At 60.1% G+C, this 13141-nt stretch carries 11 protein-coding genes; 8 read left to right on the top strand and 3 right to left on the bottom strand.

The window, feature by feature from the left end; genetic code table 11:
• Positions 1-67: 67 nt before the first annotated feature.
• Together clpA and clpS are read right to left on the bottom strand one after the other, a co-directional pair.
• Positions 68-2338, bottom strand: a complete 2271-nt coding sequence (clpA, locus tag AC3I65_RS09480) for an ATP-dependent Clp protease ATP-binding subunit ClpA (protein ID WP_047227721.1) — start codon at positions 2336-2338, stop codon at positions 68-70.
• Between the two features lie 29 nt (positions 2339-2367).
• Positions 2368-2730, bottom strand: coding sequence for an ATP-dependent Clp protease adapter ClpS (gene clpS, locus AC3I65_RS09475; RefSeq protein WP_015094394.1), 363 nt, complete (start codon positions 2728-2730; stop codon positions 2368-2370).
• 227 nt (positions 2731-2957) lie between these two features.
• Between clpS and cspD the strand changes: the two genes are divergently transcribed.
• Positions 2958-3230 carry a cold shock domain-containing protein CspD gene (cspD, locus tag AC3I65_RS09470; RefSeq protein WP_047227722.1) on the top strand — a complete coding sequence of 91 codons (273 nt, stop codon included), beginning with the start codon at positions 2958-2960 and terminating at the stop codon, positions 3228-3230.
• A gap of 81 nt (positions 3231-3311) precedes the next feature.
• Here the strand turns inward: cspD and icd are convergent, their stop codons facing one another.
• The gene (gene icd, locus AC3I65_RS09465) at positions 3312-4568 is read right to left on the bottom strand and encodes an NADP-dependent isocitrate dehydrogenase (protein ID WP_047227723.1); all 1257 of its coding nucleotides are present in this window, start codon (positions 4566-4568) and stop codon (positions 3312-3314) included.
• 481 nt (positions 4569-5049) lie between these two features.
• Between icd and AC3I65_RS09460 the strand changes: the two genes are divergently transcribed.
• The 7 genes from AC3I65_RS09460 (at position 5050) to AC3I65_RS09430 (ending at position 12908) form a co-directional block, all read left to right on the top strand.
• On the top strand, positions 5050-7275 hold the full coding sequence (locus AC3I65_RS09460) for an NADP-dependent isocitrate dehydrogenase (protein WP_047227724.1): 2226 nt from the start codon (positions 5050-5052) through the stop codon (positions 7273-7275).
• 218 nt (positions 7276-7493) lie between these two features.
• Complete coding sequence (locus AC3I65_RS09455; protein ID WP_047227725.1) at positions 7494-7940, top strand: NUDIX hydrolase; 447 nt, start codon at positions 7494-7496, stop codon at positions 7938-7940.
• A gap of 59 nt (positions 7941-7999) precedes the next feature.
• Positions 8000-9124, top strand: coding sequence for a tRNA 2-thiouridine(34) synthase MnmA (mnmA, locus tag AC3I65_RS09450; RefSeq protein ID WP_487777850.1), 1125 nt, complete (start codon positions 8000-8002; stop codon positions 9122-9124).
• Positions 9121-9744 carry a high frequency lysogenization protein HflD gene (hflD, locus tag AC3I65_RS09445; protein ID WP_047227727.1) on the top strand — a complete coding sequence of 208 codons (624 nt, stop codon included), beginning with the start codon at positions 9121-9123 and terminating at the stop codon, positions 9742-9744. The genes mnmA and hflD overlap by 4 nt, the downstream gene beginning before the upstream one ends.
• Before the next feature lie 125 nt (positions 9745-9869).
• Complete coding sequence (gene purB / locus AC3I65_RS09440; RefSeq protein ID WP_047227728.1) at positions 9870-11240, top strand: adenylosuccinate lyase; 1371 nt, start codon at positions 9870-9872, stop codon at positions 11238-11240.
• A gap of 83 nt (positions 11241-11323) precedes the next feature.
• Positions 11324-12490 (top strand): ribosomal protein uL16 3-hydroxylase, encoded by a 1167-nt coding sequence (locus AC3I65_RS09435; protein ID WP_047227729.1) that lies wholly within the window; start codon positions 11324-11326, stop codon positions 12488-12490.
• Positions 12483-12908 carry a GNAT family N-acetyltransferase gene (locus AC3I65_RS09430; protein ID WP_072339633.1) on the top strand — a complete coding sequence of 142 codons (426 nt, stop codon included), beginning with the start codon at positions 12483-12485 and terminating at the stop codon, positions 12906-12908. Before AC3I65_RS09435 ends, AC3I65_RS09430 begins: the two co-directional genes overlap by 8 nt.
• The last annotated feature ends 233 nt before the right edge of the window (positions 12909-13141 follow it).

Genomic DNA, 13141 nt, shown 5'->3' with positions numbered 1-13141 from the left:
GCCAGGTGTTTCTGAAGTCAGCAAAAAGGCGCCTTTCGGCGCCTTTTGCTTTTCCTGCGTGTAACGATCAGGCCATTTCAGCCGTGGTTTCGAAGTCGAAGGTCAGCTCGCCGTCCTTGATGTCGATGTGGACCACACCGCCATGTTCGGCCAGTTCGCCAAAGAGGATCTCCTCCGCCAGTGGACGCTTGATCTTGTCCTGGATCAGGCGAGCCATCGGCCGTGCCCCCATCGTCACATCGTAACCACCGGCCGCCAACCAACTGCGGGCCGCATCGGTGACTTCCAGCAGCACACGCTTGTCTTCGAGCTGCGCCTGAAGTTCGGTAAGGAACTTGTCCACCACACTCTTGATGACCTCATGGCTGAGGCGACCAAACTGGATAATGGTGTCCAAGCGGTTGCGGAATTCAGGCGTGAAGCTCTTCTTGATCACTTCCATCGCATCGGACGAATGGTCCTGATGGGTGAAACCGATCGAAGCGCGAGCCGCGGTTTCGGCGCCGGCGTTGGTGGTCATGATGATGATCACATTGCGGAAATCCGCCTTGCGCCCGTTGTTGTCGGTCAGCGTACCGTGATCCATGACCTGCAGGAGCAGGTTGAAGACTTCCGGATGCGCCTTCTCGATTTCATCGAGCAAGAGCACGCAATGCGGCTGCTTGGTGATGGCCTCGGTCAGCAGGCCGCCCTGGTCGAAACCGACATATCCCGGAGGCGCACCAATCAGACGCGATACGGTGTGACGCTCCATGTACTCGGACATGTCGAAGCGAACCAGCTCGATCCCCATCGCCTTGGCCAATTGCCGTGCGGCCTCGGTCTTGCCGACACCGGTGGGACCTGCGAACAGGAAAGAACCCACTGGTTTGTCCGGCGACTTGAGTCCGGCGCGAGACAACTTGATGGCGGTGGACAGCGAATCGATGGCTGCATCCTGACCGAACACGGTCAGCTTCAGGTCACGCTCCAGATTACGCAGCAGCTCCTTGTCGGAACTGGTGACGTGCTTGGGCGGAATCCGCGCGATTTTCGCCACGATGTCTTCGACCTGTGGCACTTCGATGCGCTTGACGCGCTTCTCCACTGGCTGAAGCCGCTGATAGGCACCCGCCTCGTCGATAACATCAATGGCCTTGTCCGGCATATGCCGGTCATTGATATAGCGCGAGGCCAGCTCAGCAGCGGCGCGCAGGGCTTCATCGCTGTATTCGATATTGTGGTGCAGTTCGAAACGCCCCTTCAGCCCACGCAGGATACCGATGGTGTCTTCCACCGAAGGCTCCGACACATCGACTTTCTGGAAACGCCGGGCCAGGGCACGGTCTTTTTCGAAGATCCCGCGAAATTCCTGGAACGTGGTCGAACCGATGCAACGGATATCACCCGAAGACAGCAGCGGCTTGAGCAGGTTCGAGGCATCCATGACGCCACCGGACGCGGCACCGGCACCAATGATGGTGTGGATTTCGTCGATGAACAGGATCGCCTGCGGACGCTTTTTCAGCTCGCCCAGCAATGCCTTGAAGCGCTTCTCGAAATCACCGCGGTACTTGGTGCCCGCCAGCAAGGCCCCCAGATCGAGGGAATACACCACACTGTTGGCGAGCAGGTCCGGCACCTGGTTATCGACGATGCGCTTGGCCAGGCCTTCGGCGATCGCAGTCTTGCCCACGCCCGCCTCGCCCACCAGCAGCGGGTTGTTCTTGCGGCGTCGGGCCAGGATCTGCGCGACCCGCTCGACTTCCGCCTCACGTCCGACCAGTGGATCGATACGCCCCTGGCGCGCCAGTTCATTCAGATTGCTGGCGTAGGCGTCCAGCGGATTGCCCGAAGAAGAAGACTCACCGCCCTCGTCATCCTGCATATCCTGTTCACCTTCGGAGTGATCGCCGTGCCCAGGTACCTTGGAAATGCCATGGGCGATGTAATTGACGACATCGATGCGCGCAACACTCTGCTGCTTGAGCAGGAAAACCGCCTGGCTTTCCTGTTCGCTGAAGATGGCGACCAGCACGTTGGCGCCGGTCACTTCACGCTTACCCGAGCTCTGTACATGAAAGACAGCACGCTGCAGGACACGCTGGAAGCCCAGGGTTGGCTGGGTTTCGCGATCCTCGTCATGAACGGGGATCAATGGCGTGGTGGAGTCGATGAACTCCTGCAAATCATGCTTGAGTTTATCGAGGTTTGCGCCGCAGGCACGCAAAACGGTGGCGGCAGCCTCGTTATCCAATAGGGCCAGCAGCAGGTGCTCGACGGTCATGAATTCATGACGCTTCGAACGAGCCTCCTTGAAGGCAAGATTGAGGGTGACTTCGAGCTCGCGGTTTAACATAGCTTCACCTCATACCCAAGTGGTCGGCGTTAACCGTCCTTCTCGATTTCACAGAGTAGCGGATGCTGGCTTTCCCGGGCGTACTGGTTGACCTGCATGGCCTTCGTCTCGGCGATGTCGCGGGTAAACACTCCACATACTGCCCGTCCCTCTGTATGGACGGCCAGCATGACCTTGGTCGCCAGCTCGCGATTCAGGTTAAAAAACACCTCGAGCACTTCGACGACGAAATCCATCGGTGTGTAGTCATCGTTGAACAAAACCACCTTGTACATCGGTGGCGCCTGTAATGCAGGCTTTGCTTCCTGAACAGCAATGCCTGCGGAATCGTCGTCATGTAGATCCGGGCGATCCTGATTGAATGTTAGTCGAATCTGGCTGATTGCATGCATGGAAAGAAAGGTTCGTTTAGTTGGCAAATACAGTGATGGGGGCGCTTGTAGGCGATTTCAACCACGTTCGCCGGGTCACCTTGACTATCGGGAAAACGGTGTTACAACCAATAGAGCCCATCGTGGGTTAAAAAGGTCCGTGGAATCGATCCTGTTTTCCAAGATTAGCCTGCGGATGGATTGGATGATACTCCACTGACGGAGTGTGTTGCAGAGGGATATGGCCTATGTCGGTCGTCAAGATGAGTGGCAAAGTCAAATGGTTCAACAATGCCAAGGGCTACGGTTTCATTATCGCAAACGGCAGGGATGAAGACCTTTTCGCCCATTACTCGGCGATTCAGATGGATGGCTATAAAACCCTGAGAGCCGGACAACGCGTCACGTTCGAAGTCATCCAGGGGCCCAAGGGCCTGCACGCGGTCAATATTGCACCCGACACCGTCGAAGATACCTCTTGCGCTACCCCCGTCAATGCCATGACCACTGAAGCCCATTGATCGGCACAAGCCTCCCCTGACAACAACAATGCCCGACTCGATCACTCGAGCCGGGCATTTTTTTGCTGACTGCCGATCCGCTTACATGTGCGAGATCAGTGCATCACCGAAGGCCGAGGAAGACAACAGCGTAGCGCCGTCCATCAGGCGCTCGAAGTCATAGGTCACGGTCTTGGCGGAAATCGCGCCGTTGGTGCCCTTGATGATCAGGTCGGCCGCTTCGGTCCACCCCATGTGTCGCAGCATCATTTCCGCCGACAGGATCAGCGAACCCGGGTTGACCTGGTCCTTGCCGGCATACTTGGGTGCCGTGCCGTGGGTGGCTTCGAACATCGCCACGGTGTCGGACAGGTTGGCGCCCGGCGCAATACCAATGCCCCCCACTTCCGCCGCCAAGGCGTCGGAGAGGTAGTCGCCGTTGAGGTTCAGGGTCGCGATCACGTCGTATTCGGCCGGGCGCAGCAGGATTTGCTGGAGCATGGCATCGGCGATGGCGTCCTTGACGATGACGTTCTTGCCGGTTCTCGGGTTCTTGAACTGCATCCAAGGCCCACCGTCGAGCAGGGTCGCGCCGAATTCCTCGGCCGCCACTTCGTAGGCCCACTCCTTGAAGGCACCTTCGGTGAACTTCATGATGTTGCCTTTATGCACGATGGTCAGCGAATCGCGATCGTTATCCACTACATATTGCAAGGCCTTGCGGGCCAGACGCTGAGTGCCCTGCTTGGAAACCGGCTTGACGCCGATGCCGCAATTCTCGTCGAAACGGATCTTGGTAACGCCCATTTCTTCTTTCAGGAACTTGATGACCTTGGTGGCTTCGGGCGAACCGGCTTTCCACTCGATACCGGCGTAGATGTCTTCGGAGTTCTCACGGAAGATCGTCATGTCCACGTCGCCAGGCTTCTTGACCGGGCTTGGCACGCCTTCGAACCAGCGCACCGGACGCAGGCATACATACAAATCGAGCTGCTGGCGCAGGGCGACGTTCAGCGAGCGAATACCACCACCGACCGGCGTGGTCAGCGGGCCCTTGATGGAAACCACGTAGTCTTTGACCGCGTCCAGGGTTTCCTGGGGCAGCCAGGTGTCCTGGTCGTAAACCTGAGTTGCTTTCTCACCGGCGTAGACTTCCATCCAGGAAATCTTGCGCTTGCCGCCATAGGCCTTCTGAACCGCAGCGTCCACCACCTTGATCATGACCGGGCTGATATCGACGCCAATGCCGTCGCCTTCAATGAAGGGGATGATCGGGTTGTCGGGAACATTAAGAGAATGGTCTGCATTGACGGTGATTTTGTCACCGACGGCTGGAACCTGAATCTTTTGATACCCCATGCTGAACTCCATTGCTTGGATTGAACATCTGGCTGCGTTCGAGCGTACCCCAGTTGTATCGGCGCGCAAACCCTACGTTAGGCTCATCCGGGGAAAAGCGTTGCAGTTCGCGGTGTACCACCCTGAAAAACAAGGGAAAAGCGCCAAACGTGAGCATAGTCTGCTCCTCTAGCACTGCGACGTTTAGACCAATGGACGAGTACGCAAGTATATGAACCATCGGCAGATCGCCAGCTACCTATGTATAATGCCGCCGCTGACCACAGGGTCACGACGGCTGATGGCTCTATCACAAGACTTTCGGCCCGTTGAAAGCCGGACCGTTACCGCGGCCCGACCGCTTGACGCTCGACTGATGCACCCAACATCACCGCGAAGAAACCTCGACATTCGACTCACGGATGACTTTGAACGAACGCGCTTACCCGGCGCCCCTCGAGTTTCTGCGCATGCTTTAGCAAAGAAGAGAGTTAATCCGAATATGCCCACCCGCTCGAAGATCATCTACACCTTCACCGACGAAGCTCCCGCCCTCGCCACCTATTCGCTGCTGCCGATCGTCGAAGCCTTTACCGCCTCGGCCGACATCGCCGTGGAAACCCGCGATATCTCCCTTGCAGGGCGCATCCTGGCCAGCTTCCCCGAGCAACTGGGTGACAAAGCCGTCGCCGACCACCTCGCCGAACTGGGCGACCTGGCCGTGACGCCTGAAGCTAACATCATCAAGCTGCCGAACATCAGCGCCTCGGTGCCGCAACTGCAGGCCGCGATCAAGGAATTGCAGGCCCAGGGCTATGCACTGCCGGACTACCCGGAAACCGTGACCAGCGACGCCGAGAAAGACGCACGCGCCCGCTACGACAAGGTCAAGGGCAGCGCCGTGAACCCGGTCCTGCGTGAAGGCAACTCCGACCGCCGCGCACCGCTGTCGGTCAAGAACTACGCGCGCAAGCACCCGCACAAAATGGGCGCCTGGGCAGCCGACTCCAAGTCTCATGTGGCCCACATGAGCACCGGTGATTTCTACGGCAGCGAAAAAGCCGCCCTGATCGACGCCGCCGGCAGCGTGAAAATCGAGCTGATCGCTCAGGACGGCACTGCCACTGTCCTGAAAGAAAAAACCACCGTACAAGCCGGTGAGATCCTCGACTGCGCCGTGATGAGCAAGAACGCCCTGCGCGACTTCATCGCCGCTGAAATCGAAGACGCCAAGCAAAAAGGCGTCCTGCTGTCGGTCCACCTCAAGGCCACCATGATGAAGGTCTCCGACCCGATCATGTTCGGTCAGATCGTCGCCGAGTTCTACAAAGATGCCTTGGCCAAGCACGCACAAGTGCTGGAGCAGATCGGCTTCAACCTGAACAACGGCATCGGCGACCTGTACGCCCGCATCAAGGCCTTGCCGGCCGAGCAGCAGGCGCAGATCGAAGCCGACATCCAGGCGGTCTACGCGGCGCGCCCATCCCTGGCGATGGTCAACTCCGATAAAGGCATCACCAACCTGCACGTGCCGAGCGACGTCATCGTCGACGCCTCGATGCCGGCCATGATCCGTGACTCCGGCAAGATGTGGGGCACCGACGGCCAGTTGCACGACACCAAGGCCGTGATCCCGGATCGCTGCTACGCCACCATCTACCAGGCGGTGATCGAAGACTGCAAGCAACACGGCGCTTTCGATCCGACCACCATGGGCAGCGTGCCGAACGTCGGCCTGATGGCCAAGAAAGCCGAAGAGTACGGTTCCCACGACAAGACCTTCCAGATCAAGGCCGACGGCGTGGTCCGTGTTTCGGACAACACCGGTCGCACCCTGCTGGAGCAGAACGTCGAGGCGGGCGATATCTTCCGCATGTGCCAGACCAAGGACGCGCCGATCCAGGATTGGGTCAAGCTGGCCGTCAACCGTGCCCGCGCCAGCAGCACCCCGGCGATTTTCTGGCTGGACCCGATGCGCGCCCATGACGGCGTGGTGATCGAGAAGGTCCAGGCCTACCTGAAGAACCACGACACTGCCGGCCTGGACATCCGCATCATGTCGCCGGTCGACGCGATGAAATTCACCCTGGCCCGCACCCGCGAAGGCAAGGACACCATTTCGGTGACCGGCAACGTGCTGCGCGACTACCTGACCGACCTGTTCCCGATCATGGAACTGGGCACCAGCGCCAAGATGCTGTCCATCGTGCCGCTGATGAACGGCGGTGGCCTGTTCGAAACCGGCGCCGGCGGTTCGGCACCCAAGCACGTTCAGCAGTTGCTGGAAGAAAACTTCCTGCGCTGGGATTCCCTGGGCGAGTTCCTGGCCCTGGCCGCGTCCCTCGAACACCTGGGCGTGACCTACAACAACCCTAAAGCCCTGGTGCTGGCCAAGACCCTGGATCAGGCCACCGGTGAGTTCCTGGACCGCAACAAGTCGCCTTCGCGCAAGGTCGGCGGCATCGACAACCGCGGCAGCCACTTCTACCTGACCCTGTTCTGGGCCCAGGCATTGGCCGCGCAAAACGACGACGCAGCCCTCAAGGCCCAGTTCACTGCCCTGGCCAAGACACTGACCGACAACGAAGAAAAAATCGTTGCCGAGCTCAATGCCGTCCAAGGCAAACCGGTGGACATCGGCGGTTACTACTTCGCCAACCCGGAGCTGACCAGCAAGGCCATGCGCCCAAGCAACACCTTCAACGCGGCGATTGCTGCACTGGTGTAAGGTTGTAAAGGAACAACACAAACCCCGGCCCTGGTGCCGGGGTTTGTGTTTCCAGACACACCATATTCCCCTGACAACACAGTATTCCCCTGTGGTAGCGAGCTTGCTCGCGATAGCGATATAACATTCAACATTGATATTGACTGACCCACCGCTATCGCGAGCAGGCTCGCTCCCACAGTGGCCCGCATTCCAATCTGAGAAATAGAGGAAACCCCATGGACTGGAACCCCCACATCACCGTCGCCACCATCGTCGAAGACAACGGCCGTTTCCTGATGGTGGAAGAATCCAAGGGCGGACGAGCGGTGCTCAACCAGCCTGCAGGCCACCTGGACCCGAACGAAACCCTGATCGAAGCCGCCGTGCGCGAAACCCTGGAAGAAACCGGCTGGGACGTCGAACCTACCAGCGTGGTGGGCATTTACCTGTACACCGCCCCCAGCAATGGCGTGACCTACCAACGGGTCTGTTTCGCCGCCAAGGCCTTGAACCACCGCCCGGACTATCCACTGGATGATGGCATCCTGGGCGCCAAGTGGCTGACCCGCAACGAGTTGCTCGAACAGCGTGAACACTGGCGCAGCGAGCTGATCATCCGTTGCATCGACGATTATCTGGCTGGTCATCGCCACAGTCTGACGCTGATCCGTCCTTCTCTTTAGCCTTGCGCGTCCGGGCCTGATAGAATCGCGTCCTTTTTCAAGACACTCATTGAACTGCTATGCGTGATCCAGCCCCTTCTGACACCACCAACAAGCGCGTCATTGTCGGCATGTCCGGCGGCGTGGACTCTTCCGTTTCCGCCCTTCTGCTGATCGAGCAGGGTTATGAGGTGGAAGGCCTGTTCATGAAGAACTGGGAAGAAGACGACGGAACCGAATACTGCACCGCCATGGACGACCTGGCGGACGCCCAGGCCGTCTGCGACAGGATCGGCATCAAGCTGCACACCGCCAACTTCGCCGCCGAGTACTGGGACAACGTGTTCGAGCACTTCCTGGCCGAATACAAGGCCGGCCGTACGCCGAACCCGGACATCCTCTGCAACCGGGAAATCAAGTTCAAGGCGTTCCTCGACTACGCCATGATGCTCGGTGCTGACCTGATCGCTACCGGTCACTATGTGCGCCGCCGCGACATCGACGGCCGTACCGAACTGCTCAAGGGCCTGGACCCGAACAAGGACCAGAGCTACTTCCTGCACGCCGTCGGCGGCGAGCAGATCGCCAAGACCCTGTTCCCGGTGGGCGAGCTGGAAAAGCCGCAAGTGCGCGCGATCGCCGAAAAACACGCCCTGGCCACCGCCAAGAAGAAAGATTCCACCGGCATCTGCTTTATCGGCGAGCGGCGTTTCAGCGACTTCCTCAAGCAGTACCTGCCGGCCCAGCCAGGCGAAATCAAGACCACCGAAGGCGAAGTCATCGGCCGCCACCATGGCCTGATGTACCACACCATCGGCCAGCGCCAGGGCCTGGGCATCGGCGGGCTGAAGGACGCCGGTGAAGAGCCGTGGTACGTGCTGGTCAAGGACCTGGAGCACAACGAGCTGATCGTCGGCCAGGGCAACGACCATCCGTGGTTGTTCTCCCGCGCCCTGCTCGCCTCCGACATCTATTGGGTCAACCCGATCGACCTCAGCCAACCGCGCCGTCTGACGGCCAAGGTTCGCTACCGCCAGAGTGATCAGCCCTGCATGCTGGAAAAAACCACCACGGGCTATCGCGCGACGTTCGATGACCCACAACGAGCAGTCACACCCGGCCAGTCCGTGGTGTTCTACGACGGGGAAATCTGCCTGGGCGGCGGCGTGATCGAAGTCGCAGAGCCCTGGAGCAGCAAGGCATGAGCCCGACCCAGGAGCAACTGACGGCATTGGGCGGGGTGTTTCTCGCCGCCGTGCTGGTGGATCGGATCGCCAAGACCGGCCAGGCCACCGAAGCGGGCCTGAGCTGCATGCTCGGCAGCCTGCTGATTCGTGATCCCAAGGACACACTTGAAGTCTATGGCGGCGATGACCTGAACCTGCGCGAGGGTTATCGCGCACTGATCGGCGCCCTGGAGCGCGACCCCAGCACTCTGCAACGCGAGCCGCTGCGCTACGCCCTGTCGATGCTGGGCCTGGAGCGTCAATTGGCCAAGCGCGACGACCTGCTGGATACCATCGGCAATCGCCTGCCGCAGATTCAGTCCCAGGTTGAACACTTCGGTCCCGCCCACGAAAACGTCATCGCCGCTTGCGGTGCGCTGTACCAGGACACCCTGAGCACCTTGCGCCAGCGCATCCAGGTACACGGCGACATGCGCAATCTGCAACAACCGAGCAATGCCTCGAAGATCCGCGCCCTGTTACTGGCCGGAATTCGCTCGGCGCGGTTGTGGCGGCAGTTGGGTGGTCATCGCTGGCAGCTGGTGATCAGCCGACGCAAATTGCTGAAAGAGCTTTACCCGTTGATGCGCAACGAATAAGTCGCCTCAACCCGCTTTTTTTATATCGTTACGCGTAATACGCCGGTCAGTTGGCGACGGACCGGCGATTGTTTTCATGTATGATACGCGCCCCATTTCGTTGCCCGACTGTCCGAGAACACCCCATGCAGCTTTCTTCGCTCACTGCGGTTTCCCCTGTTGACGGCCGCTACGCCGGCAAAACCCAGGCCCTGCGCCCGATTTTCAGCGAGTACGGCCTGATCCGCGCTCGCGTCCTGGTTGAAGTGCGCTGGCTCCAGCGCCTTGCCGCTCACCCTGGCATTGCCGAAGTCCCGGCGTTTTCCGCGCAAGCCAACGCGGTGCTGAACGCCCTGGCTGAAAACTTTGTGCTGGAGCACGCCGAGCGCGTCAAAGAGATCGAGCGCACCACCAACCACGACGTCAAAGCCATTGAATACCTGCTCAAGGAGCAGGCGGCCAAGCTGCCGGAACTGGCCAACGTCAGCGAATTCATCCACTTTGCCTGCACCAGCGAGGACATCAACAACCTGTCCCACGCCCTGATGCTGCGCGAAGGCCGTGATGACGTGATGCTGCCGCTGATGCGCCAGACCGCCCAGGCCATCCGCGAGTTGGCAATCCGCTTCGCCGACGTACCGATGCTATCGCGCACCCATGGTCAACCGGCTTCGCCGACCACCCTGGGCAAGGAACTGGCGAACGTGGTGTACCGTCTGGAGCGCCAGATCGCCCAGGTCGCCGCCGTGCCACTGCTGGGCAAGATCAACGGCGCCGTGGGCAACTACAACGCGCACCTGTCGGCCTACCCGGACATCGACTGGGAAGCCAACGCCCGCGCCTTCATCGAAGACGAGCTGGGCCTGAGCTTCAACCCGTACACCACCCAGATCGAGCCGCACGACTACATCGCCGAGCTGTTCGATGCGATCGCGCGCTTCAACACCATCCTGATCGACTTCGACCGTGACATCTGGGGCTACATCTCCCTGGGTTATTTCAAGCAGCGCACCATCGCTGGCGAAATCGGTTCCTCGACCATGCCGCACAAGGTCAACCCGATCGACTTCGAAAACTCCGAAGGCAACCTGGGCATCGCCAACGCGCTGTTCCAACACCTGGCGAGCAAGCTGCCGATCTCCCGCTGGCAGCGCGACCTGACCGACTCTACCGTGCTGCGCAACCTGGGCGTGGGTTTTGCCCACAGCGTCATTGCCTATGAAGCCAGCCTCAAGGGCATCAGCAAGCTGGAACTCAACGAGCAGAAAATCGCCGCCGACCTGGATGCCTGCTGGGAAGTCCTGGCCGAGCCGATCCAGACCGTGATGCGTCGCTACAACATCGAAAACCCGTATGAAAAGCTCAAAGAACTGACCCGTGGCAAGGGCATCAGTCCTGAAGCGTTGCAGACTTTCATTGATGGCCTGGACATGCCTGCCGAGGCCCGCGCCGAGCTGAAAAAGCTCACGCCGGCCAACTACATCGGCAACGCAGCGGCACAAGCCAAGCGCATCTGATCCACCGTTTTGCCCTGAGACGCCCGGCCGCGCCGGGCGTTTTTATTCGCGTCTGAAAAGTATATTTTTTCAATAGGTTACACATGAATCCTGATATTCCTCTGCAACTCCTGGGCGGCATCACGGCACGGGAGTTCCTGCGCGATTACTGGCAGAAAAAACCACTGCTGATCCGCCAGGCGATTCCAGACTTCCAAAGCCCGATCGATGCCGACGAACTGGCCGGCCTGGCCCTGGAAGAAGAAGTCGAATCGCGCTTGGTCATCGAGCACGGCGAACGTCCTTGGGAATTGCGTCGCGGCCCGTTTGCCGAAGACGAATTCAGCAAACTGCCGGAGCGCGAGTGGACCCTGCTGGTGCAGGCTGTCGATCAATTCGTACCCGAAGTCAGCGAACTGCTGGAAAACTTCCGCTTCCTGCCAAGCTGGCGCATCGACGATGTGATGATCAGCTTCGCCGCCCCGGGTGGCAGCGTCGGCCCGCATTTCGACAACTACGATGTGTTCCTGCTGCAGGGCCATGGCCAGCGCAACTGGAAAATCGGCCAGATGTGCGACTCCGAGAGCCCGCTGCTGCAACACGCCGACCTGCGCATCCTCGCCGACTTCGAGGCCACCGACGAGTGGACCCTGGAACCGGGCGACATGCTTTACCTGCCGCCACGCCTGGCGCACTGCGGCGTGGCCGTGGATGACTGCATGACCTACTCGGTAGGCTTCCGCGCGCCGAGCGCCGCCGAAGTGCTGACCCACTTCACCGACTTCCTCAGCCAGTTCCTGCCGGACGAAGAACGCTACACCGACGCCGATGCGCGCCCGGTGGCCGACCCGCACCAGATCCAGCACGATGCCCTCGATCGCCTCAAGGGCCTGCTGGCCGAGCACATGAGCGACGAGCGCCTGCTGCTGACCTGGTTCGGCCAGTTCATGACCGAGCCGCGCTACCCGGAGCTGGTGGTAGGCCCGGAACTGGAAGAAGACGACCTGCTGGCCGGCCTGGAACAGGGCGCAGTGATCATCCGCAACCCAAGCGCCCGCCTGGCCTGGTCGGAAGTCGATGATGACCTGCTGCTGTTTGCCAGCGGCCAGAGCCGTTATCTGCCGGGCAAGCTGCGCGACCTGCTGAAAATGATCTGCGCCGCCGATGCCCTGCACAGCGAAAACCTCGGCCCGTGGCTGGCCGACGAAGACGGTCGCGGCCTGATCTGCGAGCTGGTCAAGCAAGGCAGCCTGGGGTTCGCTGATGAATAAAATCCACGTTCGTGTCGCAGACTGGCAAAAGGATAACGCCGAGATCCGGCGCATTCGTGAGACTGTGTTCATTGCCGAGCAATCCGTCCCGCCTGAACTGGAATGGGATGCCGATGACCAGAGCGCGGTGCATTTTCTGGCGTTTGAAGGCGACTTCCCCATCGGCACCGCGCGCCTGTTGACTGACGGCCATATCGGTCGCGTCTCGGTCCTCAAGGACTGGCGCGGCCTGAAGGTGGGTGACGCGCTGATGCACGCCGTGATCGCCGAAGCCGAGAAGCGCGGGCTCAAGCAGCAGATGCTCAGCGCCCAGGTGCATGCCACGCCGTTCTACGAGCGATTGGGCTTTGCGGTGGTCAGCGAGGAGTTCCTGGAAGCCGGAATTCCGCATGTGGACATGGTTCGCCATTCGGCCTGAAACCAAACCCTGTGGCGAGGGGATTTATCCCCGCTGGGCTGCTCCGCAGCCCCAAATCAATCACTGCGGTGTGTCAGGTTGATGTAATCGGCTTCATTGGGGCTGCTGCGCAGCCCAGCGGGGATAAATCCCCTCGCCACAAGAGCATCATGCAACCACAAAACGCCCCGCCATCCACCGATGCCGGGGCGTTTTGCCGTCTAACATTCAACTTGCCCCACCCCAGGCCGACA

The organism is Pseudomonas sp. N-1-13 (assembly GCF_057787095.1).
Note: the sequence above shows the minus strand (reverse complement) of the source record. Positions and strands in the feature narration are given on the sequence as shown.

What these genes read in the sequence shown, in the direction of transcription:
- clpA (WP_047227721.1), bottom strand. Translation starts at nt 2,338, where the DNA reads ATGTTAAACCGCGAGCTCGAAGTCACCCTCAATCTTGCCTTCAAGGAG.
- clpS (WP_015094394.1), bottom strand. Translation starts at nt 2,730, where the DNA reads ATGCATGCAATCAGCCAGATTCGACTAACATTCAATCAGGATCGCCCG.
- cspD (WP_047227722.1), top strand. Translation starts at nt 2,958, where the DNA reads ATGTCGGTCGTCAAGATGAGTGGCAAAGTCAAATGGTTCAACAATGCC.
- icd (WP_047227723.1), bottom strand. Translation starts at nt 4,568, where the DNA reads ATGGGGTATCAAAAGATTCAGGTTCCAGCCGTCGGTGACAAAATCACC.
- AC3I65_RS09460 (WP_047227724.1), top strand. Translation starts at nt 5,050, where the DNA reads ATGCCCACCCGCTCGAAGATCATCTACACCTTCACCGACGAAGCTCCC.
- AC3I65_RS09455 (WP_047227725.1), top strand. Translation starts at nt 7,494, where the DNA reads ATGGACTGGAACCCCCACATCACCGTCGCCACCATCGTCGAAGACAAC.
- mnmA (WP_487777850.1), top strand. Translation starts at nt 8,000, where the DNA reads ATGCGTGATCCAGCCCCTTCTGACACCACCAACAAGCGCGTCATTGTC.
- hflD (WP_047227727.1), top strand. Translation starts at nt 9,121, where the DNA reads ATGAGCCCGACCCAGGAGCAACTGACGGCATTGGGCGGGGTGTTTCTC.
- purB (WP_047227728.1), top strand. Translation starts at nt 9,870, where the DNA reads ATGCAGCTTTCTTCGCTCACTGCGGTTTCCCCTGTTGACGGCCGCTAC.
- AC3I65_RS09435 (WP_047227729.1), top strand. Translation starts at nt 11,324, where the DNA reads ATGAATCCTGATATTCCTCTGCAACTCCTGGGCGGCATCACGGCACGG.
- AC3I65_RS09430 (WP_072339633.1), top strand. Translation starts at nt 12,483, where the DNA reads ATGAATAAAATCCACGTTCGTGTCGCAGACTGGCAAAAGGATAACGCC.